The following is an 18,556-nucleotide window of genomic DNA, read 5'->3' on the forward strand; positions in this document are numbered from 1 at the left end:
CCGGCTATAGCAACCGCCACTTTTGAATTAGTGGCTTTATCAATCACCTATAGCGAGGGATTGTATGCAAAGGCGTCAAAAAAGTTAACGAAAATTTACATTAACTCTACAGAAGGAAGATTAAAAATGACAGGAATGGGAAGCCGTTCTCTCAGAGCTGATGAATACGAGCTTAGCGAAAGGTTGAAACGTGACAGGAAAAAGGCGCCCGAGCCGGACTGAAATAAAAAACGCGGCTTCCGTGCCGCGCTTCCGCATCAAATGCTTCCCTTGCCGTTCCTTATGGCTCGTTATTCATCCTTGTTGCTTCCCTGCATCGTGTCCTTACGTCTGGTGTGTGTCCCTACGCTTTCTATATTAGTCAGCAGCCCTGGATCGCAACAGGCTACATATCCGCTACCTGTTGTGAGACATTCACTCATCGCCTTGAGATATGTCTCACCATCACCGGCGCCATATCTCACACGGCAATCGTAAGCTCCTGTTTTTCATCTATAACGCAACAGTCTGGGGGGCGGGCTCCAGATAAAACAGCTTCCTCAACGGTCCCCCTACCGGGCCGTCAAAGGGGTAGCAGGTCGTCAGCACCAGTTGCGGCGGCATCGCCGACGATGCGGCATCCGCTCCGGGCAGCGCCAGCATGACTTCATCCGCATTCACTACTTGGGCCCCGGTCACGCTGAACTCCAACCATTGGCCCGCAGGCGTCTGCCAGCGCACCACATCGCCCTCACGGAGATCGCGCAAGGCCAGAAAGTGAGTGTCGCGGTGACCGCTGACCACCGCCATGCCTGGCTCTCCTACGACTGCGCTGGCTTCCATATGGGCCGGACCAAAGGCCAGATTACGTCCGCTGGCGCCTTCCAACACCACCCAGCGCGCCGCCAACCGCGGCGCCTCCATCAGTCCCACTGGGTAGGTGTCCGCCCAGGGCCAGGGTTTGTACGCCACGGCTTCCTCACCTGAGAAAGCGCGTGCCGCCAGGGTATCCCGCCATGCCTGCTCCAGCAGTATCTGAGCCAGCCAGGCCTTGGCCTGGATATATCCGCCACCGCCCAGACTCACCGCGCCGACAAGAAGAAATATCAACGCGGCGGCGCGCTTTGGCAAAGTCATACGCGCCTCCCGAGACGATGCTTACGATTTCTCAGCTCCCGTATATCCCTCCAGCCCAGCAGACCCGCCACCGTCAGGCAGAATACACCCACGTGGATCATCAGAGGCGAAGCGGTCGCGGTTCTGGGCATACGCGCCATATTCGGAGACAGGCCCTGTGGCGCCAAGTTAGGAACGGCGCTGCTCTCCAGCTCACTGTCTCTGGGACGCGCTGGCGTCTCTTCCACCGCCACAAAGCTGGTATAGGGGCTCATCAAGGCGAAATCCAAGGCCAGCGGCAGCACGGTGTCTCGCACACTTTCTTCCGTTTCACCCATGCTTTTGCGATCCAGCCAGTGGTCAATCTTATGACGCGCCCAGGCCCGCGCTACGCCTTGACTTGGCGCAGCCTGTTGCAGATCCAGGCTGCGTAGCCACAAAGGCTGTTCGTCTTGCAGCAATCCTACGCCGAATCCTTGAATCGAAGCGGGCAGCTCTGACATCCCTGCGCCGTCTTCCACCTTGAACAACAACTGCACCGGCTCACCGCGATACAAGTCAGGAATCGCCACAGGATAGACTTCTGCGTTCGGCGTGACGGGGGTCTCCAGGCGCACGTCCCGCAACACCGGTTGCCGCAAGGCGTCGCTCAGCTCCTCGATCTTGGCGCTGACTTCCGACGTATCGTTGATGTGGCTATACGCGCCACGGCCGAATTGCGCCGCCTTACGCATGAAAAAGCGATTGGGCGATGGACCAATGCCCACAGTAAACAAACGCGAATCCCCAAGCTGCTGATCAATCTGCTTGAACAACGCCATTTCATTGCCAACGCTGCCGTCGGTCAGAAACACAACCTGACGCACATAGCCTTCCGGCGCTGCATCGCTTAGAGCGCGGTCCAGCGCCTCGGCGATTTCCGTGCCGCCGTCAGCCTTGAGGCTGCGCACAAAGCGGCGCGCCTGTTGCAGTGCGCGTTCCTGAGCGGGGACCGCTTGTGGAAACAGTTTGCGGGCGCTGGAGTTGAATTCAATCACATTGAAACGATCTCGCGGCGTCAGCGTATCCAGTGCTTGCAGCAACGCCTCACGCGCCTGCTGGATAGACACGCCTTCCATGGAGCCGGAAGTATCAATCACCCAGATCAGCTCTCGCGGCAGACTCAAGCCTTCATCGGAAAACTGCGGCGGCATCAACAATAATTGCGCGTAAACATCATCGCCCACCACTTCTTTGAATAACGCCGCCTCCGGCTCCGCTCCCTGCCTCACGCGCCAGGTCAATGTGAAATCCCGGTCCATGAGGATGTCTTTGTTAGACTCCAAAGAAACCTCGTAGCCGTTGGTTTGTTGCACCCATTGAATACGATGCGTAGCACTCTCAATCGACTCCAGAGGCAAACCGGGATTCAGGTGTACGCGGATGTGCGCTTGATGGGAAGGCGTCGCCAAATCCTCCGCCATAATTGTTGGCGGCGTGATTTCTGGTGCATCGGCTACCTGATCCGTCGACGGCGCCCAGCCGCTGTCGTTAATCAACGTGCGCTCATGAGAGCGCAACTCGTTGCGCAGACGGTTTTTATCTTCTTCAGACCAGGCAGGCGCTGCTGACGACCCGGGGATGTATCGCGGCGTCACCGTTAAGGGCAGAGCCAACGAGAATGCGCCAGCGCGGTAGCGGATATTCTGCTGATACCGCAAAGTGAGTGTGATCATCTCTCCAGGACCGATGTTGGCGACCTTATGGGTGAACAGGTTCGGACGCTGCTGATGCACAACCGCCGCCCTTTTGCCTTGTGCTTTTGCTTGCTGATACACCTTTTCGGCTTTTTGCTTTTCTTCGATCTTGCCGACAATCAGCCGGTCTCCCACCTGCATCTCCATGCTGAATACCGCAGCATCCTCCGGTAATGGGAACACGTATACCGCCTCCCGCCATTGCTGAGAGTCATTACGGAATGTCTGCGTCATCTCCGTCGTGGCGATCAGGCCCGCCACATTGGCGTCATAGCTGGTGGACAAAGTGACGGCGGGAAGATAGTTCGGTGAGGAGGCGTCGTTTTCCAGGAAGAATAACTCTCCAGAGCCGACATCCGACCAGTCGCCATTTACCGCGCGGGCGAGACTGGTCCAACAAAGCGTCGATAAGAGCAAGGCGAAAACCACCCATCCCCGAAACAGGGAGGCATGGATATAGGTTGCGTTTAGCATGCAGGCGTTCCTTTTTTCTTTTAGAGCGAAGCGTGCCTGCAGTATGTAGCTCACAAAAGGCGGCCACCGGGCCAATTAAGGCAGGTGAAAGGATGAATTATGACGAAATGTGGCGAAGAGAATATTGGCTGGGGTAAAACTTCAAATGGATGTTTTTAAACGCAAAAAGAAAAGGCGCAGCTCCTTGCCGCGCCTTTTGATTTTGATGCCTTCCTGATCCATTCCTTTTGACTAAGATCTTCCTTGTCGCCTCCTTGCTGCGTTTCCTTACTTTGGCATCCGTGTCCCTACGCTTTCTATACTAGTCATCTCGCCGTTTGAGAGATAGCCGACTTGTCTGCAAAGCGTGTGAGATATCTCTCAAGCGCCACCCATAAAACCTAACCCAAAGTGGCTATTGCGGGATTGGGGACCTGGGTCTAGGATTTTTACTGTTAAAGCCCTTCGATTCGGGCATTTTTTTGAAATTAATTTGAAAACGTTTTCAAATAGACAAGTGTCTAACTAAAGCGCCTCGCATTGCTTAGGCAGATAGTCAGATACCACTGTAATACCAATAAATTTCATGAATCAGGAAAGTCTTCCTATAAGACGGGAAAAACGTATAAAGCACAGGGAATTCATGGGATTTTTTGAAAACATTTTCATATACGCCACTCCGATCGATATCTCCATTGAGCAGTGGCGACCAGGAAATGAGGAATCTTGTATGAAAGGAAAGCTATTTAAGAGACTAACCCGCTGCAAACCACGCCAATTACTGCTGGGCTGTCTGGCGACGACGCTCGCTTCGCCGGGCGCTTACGCCGGTTTCCACGTGCATGAAGGACAGTTGCTGGATGGCTTCAACAAGCCTTTCGTCATGCGCGGGATCAATCATCCTCATGTCTGGTACGCCTATCGTACGGAGCAAGCGTTAAAGGACATCGCCGCCACAGGCGCCAACGCAGTTCGCATCGTCCTGGGTTCCGGCCACCAATGGCCCAGCACTTCCGCCGAGGAAGTCGCGCGCATCATCGCCAAATGCAAAGCCAGAAAAATGATCGCCGTACTGGAGGTGCATGACGTCACCGGTTATGGCGAAAAGCCGGAAGCGGCGCCGTTGTCCGCCGCCGTGGATTACTGGCTGAGCATTCAAGACACACTCATGGGCCAGGAAGATTACGTCATCATCAACATTGGCAATGAGCCCCTGGGCAACAATGTTCCCACCACCGCCTGGGCGCAGATTCACCAGGAAGCGATACAGCGTCTGCGCGATGCGGGCTTCACCCACACGCTAATGGTGGACGCGCCCACCTGGGGTCAGGACTGGCGGGAAACCATGCTGCAGCAGGCGCCGGAAGTCTTCGCTACAGATCCGCTGCAAAATCTGGTGTTCAGCGTGCACATGTATCAGGTGTACGCCGAGCGCAGCAAAATCGACAACTACCTGTCCACCTTCGTCAATGTCCACAAGTTGCCATTGGTGGTGGGAGAGTTTGGCGCCGATCACCAAGGGGAAGAGGTGGATGAAGCCGCCATCTTGGAGCTGGCGGATTTCTATCGCATCGGTTACCTGGGCTGGTCCTGGTCAGGCAACAGCGGCGGTACGGAATCACTGGACATTACCCATGATTTTGACGCCAACCGCCTGACGCCCTGGGGAGATTTTCTCATCAACAGCGCCTACGGCATCCGCGCCACCGCCAAGCCAGCCAGTGTTTTCACCGGCGGAGAAACCGGACCCCAGCCGCCTAAAACGCTTCCTCAGTCCTTACAGGTCACCCAAGGACGCTCTCTCGACATAACGCTTTTCGGCAGCGACGCGGACGGGGCTGTCGTCGCATTTCAGGTTGACGCCCCGCCCCGCCATGGCGTGCTCGTCGGCGCCGACCGTTTCTGGACCTACACTCCCGCGCCCGGCTTTGTCGGCGAGGATAGCTTCACCTATGTCGCCTTGGACAATGACGGCCTGAGCTCAACTCCCGCGCGCGTGGACATAAGCGTGGAAGCGTCAACCGACGCCAAAGTCAGCTGCGACTACAGACTCGTCAATGAGTGGGGCGCCGAGTGGGACGCCGGTTTTATCGCATCCATGCGCATCACCAATACCAGCACAACGCCCTTACATGGCTGGGAAGCAGACTGGGCCTACGAAGACGCAACCCGCATCGTCAACGTGTGGAACGGCGAGTTATCCGGCGAGAACCCTTATCACGTCTCCAGTATGAGCTGGAATGCGGAGATCCCTCCCGGCGCCAGCGTGGAATTCGGCATGCAGGGCGTCAAAGGGGACGCCGCCAGCACACCCCGCGTTATCCAGTGCGGAGCGAACTGAGGCGTGCGCATTTTTCTGGTTTCTGTTTACTGCGGCGAGTTCAGCGGTATCGCCGCCGCTCATTGCGCCCTGAGGCGCTTTTCTGGCGCACCGCGCCCCTAACGACAAAGCGAAAAGCTTGAATATCGGACTGACTTATTTCTCCAAAAAGGGAACGCCAATGAAACTTTCAATGAAATCGGGATACGGCCTTGCGGCCGCTCTTTCCCTGGGATTCGCCGCCGTGCAGAGTCCTCTCGCACAAGCCGCCAAGTGCGAATATGTCGTGCAGAATGAGTGGAACAGCGGCTTCGTGGCGCTGATCAAAATCACCAACACCGGCGCCAGCGAAATCAACGGCTGGGACGTCGCCTGGCGTTATGACGACGGCTCGCTGCTAAGCAACTCCTGGAGCGCCCAGTTATCCGGAGCCAATCCTTATCGGGCCGCCAATATGAGCTGGAACGGGCGTATCGCTCCCGGCCAGACCATCGAGTTCGGCATGCAGGGCGCTAAAGGCGCCGCAGCCGCCCCGGTTCCCGTCGTCACTGGAGACGTTTGCGATGATAGTGGCGCACCGGATAACCATCCCCCTGTCGCCGCCTTCACCGCCTCCGTCAGCGTTGGCGACGCGCCATTGCCAGTGGTTTTCGATGCTTCCGCCTCCAGCGACCCGGACAACGATGCGCTCAGTTACCAGTGGGACTTCGGCGACGGCTCCAGCGCGACGGGCGTCAAGGTTTCCCACGACTACGTAAATCCTGGCGACTACAACGTCACTCTGACTGTCAGCGATGGCGCAGCGTCCGTCACTGCTTCCCAAAGCATTCGCGTGAAACAGCCGGATACGGCTGACCCGGTCACCGCCAGCTTCACCAGCAGCGTGGTGGATAAAACCGTCAGCGTGAACGCCGCCGCGTCAACCGGCGACAATCTCACCTATATCTGGGACTTCGGCGACGGCGCCACGGCCTCTGGCGTCAGCGCCAGCCATACCTATGCGGAAGCGGGAACCTACAGCATCCAGCTCACCGTCAGCGACGGCGAACAAAGCGATAGAGCCAGCAAAAGCGTCACCGTGGAGGAAGGCGATACCGATCCCGGCGACGATCCGGCGCACGTCAGCAATCCCTTCGCCGGCGCCAAGGCCTATATCAACCCGGATTATGCGAAGCAGGTGGACGCTTCCATGGCTAAAGTAGACGCCTCTCTGGCTGCGAAAATGGCGACATTGAAAGACACCCCCACCGCAGTATGGCTGGACCGTATCGACGCCATCTACGGCGGCGACGTCAACGGCGGTCGTCTGAGCCTTGAACAGCATCTGGAAGCGGCGCTGGCGCAAAAAGACGGCGATGATCCCATCACCGCCACCTTTGTGGTGTACAACCTGCCGGATCGGGACTGCGCCGCATTGGCGTCCAACGGCACGCTGCATTCAGACCAGAATGGCCTGGCGATTTACAAGTCTGACTACATTGACGTGATCTATGACGTCATGTCCGATCCCCGCTTCCGCGATATCCGCATCGTCACGGTGATCGAGCCGGACTCGTTGCCGAATCTGGTCACCAACCGCGATATTCCCGAGTGCGCCAAGGTGGCGCAAAACGGCGTTTACGTCGACGGCGTACAGTACGCCATCAGTCGTCTGTCGCAACTGCCTAATGTCTATCTCTATCTGGATATCGCCCATTCCGGCTGGCTGGGTTGGGAAAGTAACTTCGGCCCCGCCGTGCAGTTATTTACGCAAGTGGTCAAAGGGGCTTCCGGCGGCGATTTAAGCGTCATTGACGGCTTCGTTTCCAACGTCGCCAACTACACGCCAACAGAGGAAGTCTATCTGCCTGATCCGAGCCTGCGCATCAACGGGCAGGAAGTTCGCTCTTCCAAGTTCTATGAGTGGAACCTTCAATTCGACGAAAAAGGCTTTGCCAACAACCTGCATCAAGCCTTCGTCAACGCCGGCTTCCCCAGCGATCTCGGCCTGCTGATCGACACCAGCCGCAACGGCTGGGGTGGAGACGAACGCCCCACGGGACCGGACGCCTCCGCAAGCACGGTGGACAACTATGTTACCGCCGCCCGCCTGGATCGTCGTTTCCATCGCGGCAACTGGTGTAACGCCGACGGCGCCGGGGTGGGCGAACGTCCCCGCGCTGCTCCATTCGGCGCCGACGCGCCCGTGGACGCCTTCATCTGGATCAAGCCCCCCGGCGAGTCAGACGGCACCAGCGATCCATCTCAAACCACGCCGGATGATGAAGGCAAGAGCTTCGACCCCATGTGCAGCCCCGATTACGTCGGCAAATCCGGGTACCCCACCGGCGCCAAAGCGGGCGCACCCGCGGCGGGACACTGGTTCCACGAGCAGTTCCGCATGCTGGTGGAGAACGCTTATCCGCCGATTGAATAAATCGCATTAAACGCCAGACCGGTGATTCGGTCCGCTTGCACGAACCTGAAACAGGGCGATCAGGGAGGATCGCCTGAGGACCAACAAAAAACCTGAAAAGGAGACGCTGATTATGCGCACGCCAATGTTTTTATTAAGTTCTATAAGTTTGGCCCTAGCCGCCGCCATGACCCCGATCCAGGCTTATTCCGCCGACGGCAACCCTCGCGTCAACCAGCGCGGTTATCTGCCGGAAGCGCCCAAAGTCGCTGTATACGCCACCGCAAATGACACCGCGCAAACCTGGGAATTATGGCGCAATGGCGCCCTGGTGGCGTCCGGCATGACCACCCCCAAAGGCGCCGACGCCGCTTCCGGCGAACGCCTGCACCAGATCGATTTTTCCAATGTGGATATCGAAGGAGAAGGCTATGAACTGAAGGTCGGCGGCGACCGCAGTTATCCCTTCGCCATTGACGAGCAGGTCTTTTCCGGCCCGTTGTACGACGCCATCCGCTACTACTATCACAACCGCAGCGGCATTGAGATCGAACCCCAGTTTACCGGCGGCGGACGCAGCAGCTATGCGCCGGACGCCAAGCTGGCGCGTCCGGCGGGACACATCGGCGTAGCGCCCAACCTGGGTGATTACAACGTCCCCTGCTGGCCGGGAACCTGCAATTACTCCCTGGACGTTTCCAAGGGCTGGTATGACGCCGGCGATCATGGGAAATACGTCGTCAACGGCGGTATTTCCGTGTGGAAGCTGTTGAACGCCTATGAACGCAATCAATACTTCGCCAAGCATAAAGAGGCTTTCGCCGACGGAACCCTGAATATTCCCGAAAGCGGCAACGGCGTCCCCGACCTGCTGGACGAAGCCCGCTGGCAGATGGAATTCCTGCTGGCGATGCAGGTTCCGGAAGGCGAAGCCCTGGCTGGCATGGTTCATCACAAAATGCATGATGAAAACTGGACCGGCCTGCCGCTGGCGCCTCATGAAGACCCGCGTCAGCGCTATCTGGTTCCCCCCTCCACCGCCGCCACCCTGAATCTGGCCGCCACGGCGGCGCAGAGCGCGCGGATATGGCAAGACATCGACCCGGATTTCGCAGCCCGCTGTCTGACGGCTGCGCAACGGGCCTGGCAAGCCGCCAACCAGCACCCTGACGTCATCTACAAAGACGACTTCAACAATGGCGGCGGCGGATACGGGGATCAGGATGTCAGCGATGAATTCGTGTGGGCGGCGGCGGAGCTGTTCGTCACCACCGGCGACGCCAGCTACAAGAACGACATTCAATGGGATGAGGATCTGGCGCCCGACTGGGCCTGGCCGCAAACCCGTATTCCCGCTCTGATGTCCCTGGCCATGGTTCCCGGCGATCACAGCGCGACCTTGCGCGAGCGGGCCCGAGGTACGCTGGTGTCACTGGCGGACAATCTGGTCGCAGTCATTGATTCGCAAGGGTATCTGCTGCCATTGGGGAACGAGGAATATTACTGGGGCTCCAATAATGTATTGGCCAACAAACTGGCTATCACCGCCCTGGCCTATGATTTCACCGGCGAGGACAAATACGCTCAGGCTACGCTGAAATCCGTGGATTACCTGTTCGGCCGCAACGCCCTGTCTTTGTCCTATGTCACCGGACATGGCGCGCATGCAGTCAAACAGCCTCATCATCGTTTTTGGGCCGGCGTTCTCAATAGCAGTTATCCCTGGGCGCCCCCCGGCGCACTGGCGGGAGGACCTAACCCCGGTTTAGAGGATGATGTGGCGAAAGCGGCGTTATCCGGCTGCGAAAGCAAACCGCAAACCTGCTTCATTGACGACATCGGCTCCTGGTCCACCAATGAAATCACCATCAACTGGAACGGCGCGCTGGTGTGGACCCTGGCGTTCGTCAACGATCTCGCGGAAGGCGGCGATAACCCTGATCCAGACCCCAACCATGATCCCGTGGCGGCGTTTTCAATCAACGCCTCCGGCCTGACGCTGAACCTGGACGCCAGCGCCTCCAGCGACCCCGATGGCGACGCGCTGACTTACCAATGGGACTTTGGCGACGGCGCCGTCGGCTCAGGCCGGACCGCCAGCCATGATTACGCGGAGCCGGGGGTCTATAACGTCACCCTCAAGATCGCCGACGGCCGCGGCGGCGCAAGCAGTGTAACGCAACAGGCGACATTGACGGACGCGCCTTCGCAAGGCTCATGCGAATACATTGTGCAGAACGAATGGAACAGCGGTTTCGTCGCGCTGATCCGCATTCACAATCAGGGATCAGCGCCAGTTGAAGGATGGGAAGTCAGCTGGAAATACAGCGATGGAACCCAGATCAACAATCAGTGGAACGCCAATTTCTCCGGGCAAAATCCCTACAAGGCGAGCCCTCTGGGTTGGAATAAAACCATCCAGCCCGGCGCTTACGTGGAGTTCGGCATGGTAGGTCAGAAAGGGTCCGCTACGGCGCAAACACCGACTGTTACAGGCGACGTCTGCCAATAGCGCGAGAACACCTCCGCCACCTCGACATGCAGAGGTGGCGGAGCGCGATGGCTACGAAATAACTACTGGCTACAGCTTAAACCCGGCGACGATGCCGTTGAGGTCCTGGGCCAGATCCGCCAGCTCATGGCTCGCCGCCGACGTTTTCTGCGCGCCTTCCGCGGTGTGGTCCGCCACATCGCGGATATTCACCAGATTGCGATCCACTTCCCGGGCCACATGCGCCTGTTCCTCCGACGCGCTGGCGATGCTCAGGTTCATCTCATTAATGCGTCCCACCATACGCATGATTTCCTCCAACGCGCCATCCGCCGCTTCCGCCAGCGACAAGGTTTTATGCGTGTGCTCATTACTGGCGGTCATGGAGCTTACCGCGTTGCGGGTGACGCTTTGAATATTGTCGATCATCTGGGTGATTTCACGGGTGGATTCCTGCGTGCGATGAGCCAGTGCGCGCACTTCATCCGCCACCACCGAGAAACCGCGTCCCTGTTCCCCCGCCCGCGCCGCTTCAATGGCGGCGTTAAGCGCCAGCAGGTTGGTCTGGTCGGCAATGGAGCCAATCACGTCGAGCACGCGGCTAATTTCTCCCACCTGGGTGGCCAACGCCTGAATTTCTTCTCCCGTGCTGGTGACGGAATTGGTCAACTCTTCCAGAGACTGCTTGGTTTCGCCCACCTGCTTGCGACCGCTGGTGGACGCGGACTCCGCCGCTTGCGAGGCCTCCGACGCGTCGTTGGCGTGCTTGGCCACGTCGTCCACTGCCGTGGACATTTCCGTGACGGCGGTGGCGGCCATCTGAATCTCACTGTTTTGCATATTCAGAGCGTTGGTGGCGTCCTCCGTCAGCGAGTTCAAATTCTCCGACGCGGAGGCCACCTGTGAGGCGGCCGAGGTGACTTTCTGCAGGGTTTTACGCAATCGATCCTGCATTTCCGCGAGGGCTTTCTGCAGGTCGGAAATCTCATCCTGGCCTTCCACTTCGATTGTCTGGGTAAGGTCGTTGCGGGCGATGCGCCGGGCGGCGGACAGCACGGATTTAAGCGGTTTGTTGATACTGCGGGTCAGCACCAGCGCGAAGGTGAAAGTAATCACCGCCGCCAGCGCGATAGCGATTATCATCAGTTCCTTGGTCGCGGCGTACAGTTCGCTGGCGCGGCCTTTGGCGGAGTCGGCGCCGGACGCCACATAGTCGGACAGATCCACATAGACCTTGCGCAGCTGCTCCAGTCTTTCATTACTGGGCCCGGTCATCATCTCGCGCGCTTCTTCCTTAAATTTTACCCGGGATAAACCTATCATTTCGTCGTGGGTTTCCAGGTAGCTCTTCCAGGAGGCGGTCAGGGTTTCAAACAGGTTTTTCTCCTGGTCGGAATCCAGCATTTTCTTGTAGTCCGCCATCAATCCTTCCAGTTTATCCTGGGCGGCTTTCATGCGTTCATCGGCGTCGATGATTTCCTGATTGAACTCCGCCATTACGTGCAGCAGCTCCTGAGTGCGGAAAAAATTCAGGGACGACTGGATCTCTCCCAATACCCGCTGGCGCGGCAACCAGTCCTCCGCAATTTCAGCTGAAGATTGCGCGATCGCCGACATCTGCTTCAATGAAAACAGGCCCAGCCCCAGAATAAAGGCGAGAGCGACCACAAACCCGGCGGCGGTGCGATGACCGATTTTGAAACGTCTAAAGTGCATGTTCACAACCCCGGAAAAAGATATGAGCGTTTTCTCTAAGTCTAGACAGGGATTTGGTTTCTTAAAGCCGAATTTGCTGGAAAAACAAATATCTCTTGCGGAAAAGCACAACGCCATGGGAGGTTATTGTCCGGCGCGCCTATAGTCCCGTAGTGTAGTGGAGACCTGGCGCCGGTTTCTGCTAGTATCCGCTAACGCTCCCATGCGCGGGCGCACAAAATGTCAACAAACCTCAGAAAAAACGCTCTACAACCGCCTCATGGAATAAGCGCAACAACGTGAATCTACCTCTGCAATCTCATCCCGCACTGTACGCTGCTTTCGATGTTTATCCTTCCGCCAAAGGCGCCGCCACGCACATTCAACAGGCCGCGCATACATTGTTTGACGCCGCAGGCGGCGGACTGCTCTATGTGCTGGGAAATGAGCGCCTACCTCGCTTTCAACGGGAAGGCGCTGTGGAAATCCTGCGCTTCGGACGCTTGCTGGATAACTATCTGCATCGCGCGCTGGCCTATAGCGCCGAATTGCAGGGCGTGCTGGAAGGCGGGATGCAGGACAGTCTGCAAATCGCCCAGTTCCGCGATCCATGGAGCGGTATCCCATTGGTTCGCCACGCCACAGGACGCTATCGCACCGTTTACGAGGTCAACGGCCTGCCTTCCGTGGAATTGCCCATGGCCTACCCCAATGTCGGGGCCGCCACCCTGGGGAAAATCCGCGCGCTGGAGGACGAGTGTCTGACCCGTGCGGACCACATTGTGGTCCCCTCCGGCGTCATCCGCGACAACCTGGCGCGACGCGGCGTGGCGCCTGAACGCGTCAGCGTGATTCCCAACGGAACGGAACTTAACCCTGGACATGCCCGCCCCGAAGACGCGCCAAAGCGCTATATTTTATATTTTGGGGCGGTGCAGCCGTGGCAGGGACTGGATGTTTTGTTACGGGCGTTGCAACGGCTGCAGGATATCCCGGACCTGCATCTGGTGATCTGTTGTTCGGTGAAGTCCCGACGCGCGAAGGGGTATCAAAAACTGGCGGAAAAGCTGGGCGTGGCGGAGCGGATCACCTGGCTGCACCGTCTGAACAAAGAAGAATTGGCGCCCTGGGTCAGCAACGCCTACGTCAGCGTGGCGCCGCTCACGGAGTGCGCCCGCAATATCGATCAAGGATGTTGCCCGCTGAAGATCCTGGAATCCATGGGAGCGGGCGTGCCGGTCATCGCTTCCGATCTTCCCGTGGTGCGGGAGCTGGTGGAGCATCGTGAGAACGGTTATCTGGTGGCGCCGGAACGGCCAGCGGAATTGGCCCGCGCACTGCGGGTGCTGTTGGACTATCCGGACACCGTGGCGCAAATGGGCGCGGCGGCGCAGCGCAAAATCGCGGAGGGACTGCAGTGGTCCCACGCCAATGCGGCGCTGCAAAAAATTCATGTGGAACTGATATCGGGGAAGTAGATGGCTAAAACAAAGCAACAAAGGGCGCCAGCGCCCACCCCAGAGTTAAAAAAATACCTTCGTGAAACCATGCGCACGAAAAAGCTCGAAGGGGAATTCAGCATCGACGAATGGCTCAAGCGCTTACGCTTCATAGCCGCTCGCGACAAAAGCGGAGATAGCGTCAGGAAATGGGTGGGTATCTCCATCGCCCTATGGGTGGTAGGCTTTATCGGCTCGCTTATCGCTGAGTTTCCACCCGCCGCCGCAGGTTCTGCGGTCGCCTTCGTCTTTAGTCTCATCGCCTTCTTTTCTTTGAAAGGCAAGGATATTCCCAATCGATTGCGCGACTCCGTGCTGCCCTTGCTGACGATTCTGCGCCAGGACGCCGATGCGGAAACGCCGTTGAAGCTGAAAGTGGATCTATTAGGGCCCGAGTTATTGTCAAAGCGCATTAACTTTGTCAAAGCCGGGAATAAATATCCCAAAGTGGAGGAATCCATGTTCAGCGATCCCTGGTTTCAGGGCAGCCTCAGCCTCGCCGACGGCAGCGTATTGAACTGGGAAGTGCTGGATATGGTGCGTCGCCGCAATATTCGCAAGCGCAACCCGCGCGGCAAAATCAAAATGAAAACCAAGTACAAGATCAAGACCCGCATGGACGTCAGCCTGAGCTACAAGAACGACCGTTATCAGGCTCAGGTCAGCCGGGGCGCCGCGGCGCCGCAGGTTAAGAAAGAAGGAGAGCGCAGAAGCGTGCTCAGATGTCGCCGCCAGGCGCCGGGCGGCTCCCGCCCGGGCGAGAAAATGGCTCTCAAAGAGTTTCTGGTTGGTGTGTCCGCGATTTACAAGAGTTTAAAACCGGTAGGGTGATGCAATGATTAACTGTAAAGTAAAAGCCGGATTTTTCGTACTGCGCCCATGTGAAGCCCCCTCCGCTCTAAGATGTTCCATCTGCCAGCGTCCTATGTGCCTTCGGCACTCCATGAGTGTGGAAGGCGAAATGCTGTGTACTGAATGCGGCGCCGTACAAGGCGACAGCGACACTGGCGATGACGAAGGCTACATGGAGGACGATGCCTATGCGGACGACGACGGCGGTAATTCCGCGCGCTGGTTTTACTACTATCGTCAGCACTATTACACCGACACCGGCGACGCCGATATGCTGACGGAAGACCACGGATTCGGCGCGGACGAAGCCGCCGCTTTCGTCGGGGCCGATATGCTGGATATGCAGGACGACCTGGGCGGCGACGATGATTCCGCCGACCTGTTCGACAGCTAAAGGCGCGCCTATGACCGGAACCTTACTCTGGCTGACCCAGAATCATTTCCCACAACAGGGCGGCATGGCGCAAAGCTGCGACCGTATCGTATCGGGATTGCGTCGCCAGGGCTGGCGTATCGATCTGGTTCATTTCAGCAGCAAATGGCGCGACCTGAATGCGCAGCGCAAGCTGGGCGGAGTCAATATCCGCTGTCCACTGGAGGCGGACGTCAGCCATACTCTGAATCGTCTTTGGTGCGCGCTGCCTCACCTCGGCGCGGAAAGCTATGATGGCGTGGTCGCCTTCGGCGGCTATGTACCCATGCTGGCGGGTCCGGTGTACGCCGCCTGGCTGCAGAAACCGCTGTCGGTGCTGATTCGCGGCAACGACTTTGACGCCGCCGTGTTCGACCCCAAACGCTCCGCCGTGCTGGACAAAGCGATTCGCGCCTGCGCCCGGGTGGCGGCGGTAAGCCGTGATAAGGTCGCCAAAATTCAGCATCTATGGCCGGGCGCCGCCGTGGAATGGGTCGCCAACGGCATTGATCTCGCTTCATGGAGCCCGATTCAATCCGACTACGACCAGGCGCAGGCGCTGCGTCAGGAGCGCATCGGCGCAGAGGCGCGTTTGACCCTGGGCATGTTCGGTCACATCAAACGTAAAAAAGGCGGCGATTACTTCATCGACGCGCTATTGCGGTCAGGTCTGGCGGACAAGGCGCACCTGTTGGTGGTGGGCGATATGGAGCCGATGCTGCAAGAGCAACTCGATAACGCGCCAGAGCTGGATTACAGCCACGTTCCCTTCGCAGACCGTTACACGTTGCTGCCCTACTATCTCGCCTGCGATTACGTCTGCATCCCGTCCTACTACGACGGTATGCCCAACGTCATGCTGGAGGCGGCCGCCCTTGGCGTTCCCATGCTGGCGTCCCGCGCCGGCGGCATGGCGGATGTGCTGGAAGACAACCAGCATGGATTCTTGTTTGAACCCGGTCAGACTGACGCCTGCGTCGCCGCGATCAAGCGCGCATTCGCCGCTGCGCCGGCGCATCGGGAGGAGATGGCCGACGCCTGCCGCGAGCTGGCTGCGCAACGCCTGAATCTGGATACGGAAATCAGTCGTTATGAAACCCTGTTCCGCGAGGTCATCGCCCTGGAACAGAAAGTCAGTCACCTGCACAGTCTTTGAGGAATATCTGTATGTCTCATCCGCTTTTCCAACCCTGGCGCATGCTATGGCTGGTGTTGCTGACCGCCCTCTGGACTCATCAAGCGGCCGCCCAGGCGCTCACGGTCGAAGACGACCGCGGCGATCTGGTAGTGGAATTCACGCTGAACTATGACGACCTTTCCATCCGCTATCGGGATCACGGCGTCATGACTCGCCTCAGTTCCAGGCTGAAAGACGACAAACGGAAATATTACGGCCCGAATGGCGCGCTGGTGGCGGAAGTCAAAAGCAAGGGCGACGACTTCAAGCTGCGGGCGGACGGCCTCAATGGCGAGATCAAAGTCAAAGGGGACATCGAAAAGCTGAAGATCGTCGTCAACGGCGACGAAAAACGCCCGGTAAAAATCAAGACGAAAGACGACAAGCTCAAGGTGTATCGCGTGTCCGGCGAATCGGAAATCTTTATCGGTCAGGCGCAACTGAGTCAGGACAGGAAAGAGATCAAAGTCAAAGACGCGGACAAGGACGAGCGTTACCGGATCAATGATTTCCGCCTGTCGTCCGCCTACGGCCTGCTGTTGGACGAACGCATCCTGCCGGAGTATCGCTATATCCTGATGGCGGAAATCCTGATGCGGCAGTAGCCATGATCTTCTTCTACGCGCTGGGGGGCGGTCTGGGTCATATCACCCGCGCCCAGGCGCTGATTCACACCCTCGGCTTCGATGAGCCCGTCACGCTCGCGATGAGCTCCTCCTGGAACCAGACGGAGCCGCCTTTATCCTCAAAATTCAACCCTCTGCGGGCGCCCTGGGAAATCAGCAAAGATCCCGCAGAGGTGCGCCGTTGGCTGTCCGCTGCGCTGGCGCAAAAAACCTACCGCCGAATCATCATTGACGCCTTTCCTGGGGGCCTGCTGGGAGAGTTGTGCGACTTCCCGTTTCCTCCTGACGCGGAGCTGATCCATTGCGCCCGACTGCTGCATTGGGATCGCTACAGCGCGCTGCTGCACGGCGCCTTGCCTCGTTATCGACAGGGCTTTCGCCTGGAGCCGCTCCGCGATGATCATATGACGGCGTTAAGCGCCTGCTGCGACAGTATCGACTCTCTGCGCCTGAATGATCCGCCTTTCGATCCTCCTGCGTCGCATTCAGTACAGATCGACTCATCGGAGCCGCCGCTGTGGCTGATTGTACATGCTGGCTCGACCGAGGAAATTCTGGAGCTGGCAGCGTTGGCCCAGGACAGCGCCGCCCTGGAAAAAACGTCCCCAAAGCTGGTGCTGCTGTCGCCGCAGCGCCCAGAGGAACTGCCCGCCGAGATCGATCATCGCTGCGTGTATCCCGCCACGCCCTGGTTCGCCAAAGCGCACCGCATCTTCAGCGCCTGCGGCTTCAACACCGTCCGCCAGTTGCAGCCATACCGGCATAAACACCGCTTCTTGCCCTTTCCCCGTCGCTTCGACGACCAGTTCGCCCGCGCCGCCGCCCTGCGCGCAGGAAACTGGGATCAATCCTGAAAAACCCTTCGACTGTACTAAACTGACTACAGGTCGCGACTAACACCAAGGGAGGCTTTCGGGGGATGAAGGCGCAGCATAATTTCAAGCCGTTGAGCTGTTCGGAGTGCGCGCATGGTGCGGGTTTGAACTTCGATTTTTCCATGGCGTTCCAGCCTATCGTCAATCTCCACGAGCGCAATGTGTTCGCGCAAGAAGCCCTGGTGCGGGGCCTCAATAATGAAAGCGCCACGTCTATTCTGGGACAGATCGATTACCACAACCGCTACCGCTTCGATCAGGCCTGTCGGGTCAAAGCCATCGAACTGACCGCCAAGCTGAATCTGAATACGCGGGTCAGCATCAATTTCATGCCCAACGCGGTGTATCGCGCCGAACTCTGCATTCGCACCACCCTGGAGTGCGCCCGGGCTCACAACATCCCCACTTCACACATCATTTTTGAATTCACCGAAGGCGAACAAATCAAGGATTTACCCCATGTCAGCGAAATCGTGGACGAATACAAAAAACAGGGGTTTCTGGTCGCCATTGATGACTTCGGTTCCGGCTATTCCGGCTTGAATTTGCTGGCGGAATTGGAGACCGACATCATCAAACTGGATATGCAACTGGTGCGTGAGCTGCATCATCACAAGACGCGCCAGGCCATTATCAAAGCCATCACAGAAGTGTGCCGGGAGCTGGACATCACCGTCATCGCCGAAGGCGTGGAGACGTTGGATGAGGCCAAGGCGCTGCTGGATCTGGGCATTCATCTGCAGCAGGGCTATTACTTTTCCAAACCGCAGTTTCAGTCACTGTTTCATCCGCCGGCGCATATCTTCGCCGGCCTCTGAACTCCGCCGTCATGGCGCAGCGCTTGATCTGAGGCAAGATGCGGCCAGATGCGCGCCCCAAATTCCTCAATAGCGGGTACAATGTGACGCCAACCGCCCAGTAAAGGGCTAG

At 58.0% G+C, this 18,556-nt stretch carries 13 protein-coding genes; 10 read left to right on the forward strand and 3 right to left on the reverse strand.

Features of this window, described 5'->3' with window-relative positions:
- Positions 1-492 precede the first annotated feature (492 nt).
- Both ONV78_RS01590 and ONV78_RS01595 read right to left on the reverse strand, forming a co-directional pair.
- Positions 493-1,116: a class GN sortase gene (locus ONV78_RS01590; RefSeq protein WP_279500532.1), complete on the reverse strand. Its 624-nt coding sequence runs from the start codon at positions 1,114-1,116 to the stop codon at positions 493-495.
- A complete protein-coding gene (locus ONV78_RS01595) occupies positions 1,113-3,305 on the reverse strand; it encodes a marine proteobacterial sortase target protein (RefSeq protein WP_279500534.1) in 2,193 nt (730 codons plus the stop codon). Before ONV78_RS01595 ends, ONV78_RS01590 begins: the two co-directional genes overlap by 4 nt.
- Before the next feature lie 709 nt (positions 3,306-4,014).
- On the opposite strand from ONV78_RS01595, the gene ONV78_RS01600 reads away from it, so the two are divergent.
- The 3 genes from ONV78_RS01600 to ONV78_RS01610 all read left to right on the forward strand — a co-directional run bounded on the left by ONV78_RS01600 (position 4,015) and on the right by ONV78_RS01610 (position 10,511).
- Positions 4,015-5,625: a cellulase family glycosylhydrolase gene (locus ONV78_RS01600; RefSeq protein ID WP_279500536.1), complete on the forward strand. Its 1,611-nt coding sequence runs from the start codon at positions 4,015-4,017 to the stop codon at positions 5,623-5,625.
- A 160-nt stretch (positions 5,626-5,785) separates the two neighbouring features.
- Complete coding sequence (locus ONV78_RS01605; protein ID WP_279500537.1) at positions 5,786-8,020, forward strand: glycoside hydrolase family 6 protein; 2,235 nt, start codon at positions 5,786-5,788, stop codon at positions 8,018-8,020.
- Positions 8,021-8,132: 112 nt separating this feature from the next.
- Positions 8,133-10,511, forward strand: coding sequence for a glycoside hydrolase family 9 protein (locus tag ONV78_RS01610; RefSeq protein WP_279500539.1), 2,379 nt, complete (start codon positions 8,133-8,135; stop codon positions 10,509-10,511).
- Between the two features lie 69 nt (positions 10,512-10,580).
- On the opposite strand, the gene ONV78_RS01615 is transcribed toward ONV78_RS01610, so the two are convergent.
- A complete protein-coding gene (locus tag ONV78_RS01615) occupies positions 10,581-12,206 on the reverse strand; it encodes a methyl-accepting chemotaxis protein (protein WP_216735301.1) in 1,626 nt (541 codons plus the stop codon).
- A gap of 278 nt (positions 12,207-12,484) precedes the next feature.
- Between ONV78_RS01615 and ONV78_RS01620 the strand changes: the two genes are divergently transcribed.
- The 7 genes from ONV78_RS01620 (at position 12,485) to ONV78_RS01650 (ending at position 18,444) form a co-directional block, all read left to right on the forward strand.
- Positions 12,485-13,663 carry a glycosyltransferase gene (locus tag ONV78_RS01620; protein ID WP_279500542.1) on the forward strand — a complete coding sequence of 393 codons (1,179 nt, stop codon included), beginning with the start codon at positions 12,485-12,487 and terminating at the stop codon, positions 13,661-13,663.
- Positions 13,664-14,515 carry a hypothetical protein gene (locus ONV78_RS01625; RefSeq protein WP_279500544.1) on the forward strand — a complete coding sequence of 284 codons (852 nt, stop codon included), beginning with the start codon at positions 13,664-13,666 and terminating at the stop codon, positions 14,513-14,515.
- A 130-nt stretch (positions 14,516-14,645) separates the two neighbouring features.
- Positions 14,646-14,930: a hypothetical protein gene (locus ONV78_RS01630; protein WP_279500546.1), complete on the forward strand. Its 285-nt coding sequence runs from the start codon at positions 14,646-14,648 to the stop codon at positions 14,928-14,930.
- 10 nt (positions 14,931-14,940) lie between these two features.
- Entirely contained in the window at positions 14,941-16,104 is a 1,164-nt protein-coding gene (locus ONV78_RS01635; protein WP_279500547.1) for a glycosyltransferase family 4 protein, read from the forward strand.
- An 11-nt stretch (positions 16,105-16,115) separates the two neighbouring features.
- Positions 16,116-16,730, forward strand: coding sequence for a hypothetical protein (locus ONV78_RS01640; RefSeq protein WP_279500549.1), 615 nt, complete (start codon positions 16,116-16,118; stop codon positions 16,728-16,730).
- A gap of 2 nt (positions 16,731-16,732) precedes the next feature.
- Entirely contained in the window at positions 16,733-17,605 is an 873-nt protein-coding gene (locus ONV78_RS01645; RefSeq protein WP_279500551.1) for a hypothetical protein, read from the forward strand.
- Positions 17,606-17,670: 65 nt separating this feature from the next.
- Positions 17,671-18,444 (forward strand): EAL domain-containing protein, encoded by a 774-nt coding sequence (locus ONV78_RS01650; protein ID WP_279500553.1) that lies wholly within the window; start codon positions 17,671-17,673, stop codon positions 18,442-18,444.
- Positions 18,445-18,556: the final 112 nt, after the last annotated feature.

It is taken from the genome of Hahella sp. CR1, from assembly GCF_029813005.1.
In the GTDB taxonomy this organism is placed as follows: domain Bacteria; phylum Pseudomonadota; class Gammaproteobacteria; order Pseudomonadales; family Oleiphilaceae; genus Hahella.

What these genes read in the sequence shown, in the direction of transcription:
- ONV78_RS01590 (WP_279500532.1), bottom strand. Translation starts at nt 1,116, where the DNA reads ATGACTTTGCCAAAGCGCGCCGCCGCGTTGATATTTCTTCTTGTCGGC.
- ONV78_RS01595 (WP_279500534.1), bottom strand. Translation starts at nt 3,305, where the DNA reads ATGCTAAACGCAACCTATATCCATGCCTCCCTGTTTCGGGGATGGGTG.
- ONV78_RS01600 (WP_279500536.1), top strand. Translation starts at nt 4,015, where the DNA reads ATGAAAGGAAAGCTATTTAAGAGACTAACCCGCTGCAAACCACGCCAA.
- ONV78_RS01605 (WP_279500537.1), top strand. Translation starts at nt 5,786, where the DNA reads ATGAAACTTTCAATGAAATCGGGATACGGCCTTGCGGCCGCTCTTTCC.
- ONV78_RS01610 (WP_279500539.1), top strand. Translation starts at nt 8,133, where the DNA reads ATGCGCACGCCAATGTTTTTATTAAGTTCTATAAGTTTGGCCCTAGCC.
- ONV78_RS01615 (WP_216735301.1), bottom strand. Translation starts at nt 12,206, where the DNA reads ATGCACTTTAGACGTTTCAAAATCGGTCATCGCACCGCCGCCGGGTTT.
- ONV78_RS01625 (WP_279500544.1), top strand. Translation starts at nt 13,664, where the DNA reads ATGGCTAAAACAAAGCAACAAAGGGCGCCAGCGCCCACCCCAGAGTTA.
- ONV78_RS01630 (WP_279500546.1), top strand. Translation starts at nt 14,646, where the DNA reads ATGCTGTGTACTGAATGCGGCGCCGTACAAGGCGACAGCGACACTGGC.
- ONV78_RS01635 (WP_279500547.1), top strand. Translation starts at nt 14,941, where the DNA reads ATGACCGGAACCTTACTCTGGCTGACCCAGAATCATTTCCCACAACAG.
- ONV78_RS01640 (WP_279500549.1), top strand. Translation starts at nt 16,116, where the DNA reads ATGTCTCATCCGCTTTTCCAACCCTGGCGCATGCTATGGCTGGTGTTG.
- ONV78_RS01645 (WP_279500551.1), top strand. Translation starts at nt 16,733, where the DNA reads ATGATCTTCTTCTACGCGCTGGGGGGCGGTCTGGGTCATATCACCCGC.
- ONV78_RS01650 (WP_279500553.1), top strand. Translation starts at nt 17,671, where the DNA reads ATGAAGGCGCAGCATAATTTCAAGCCGTTGAGCTGTTCGGAGTGCGCG.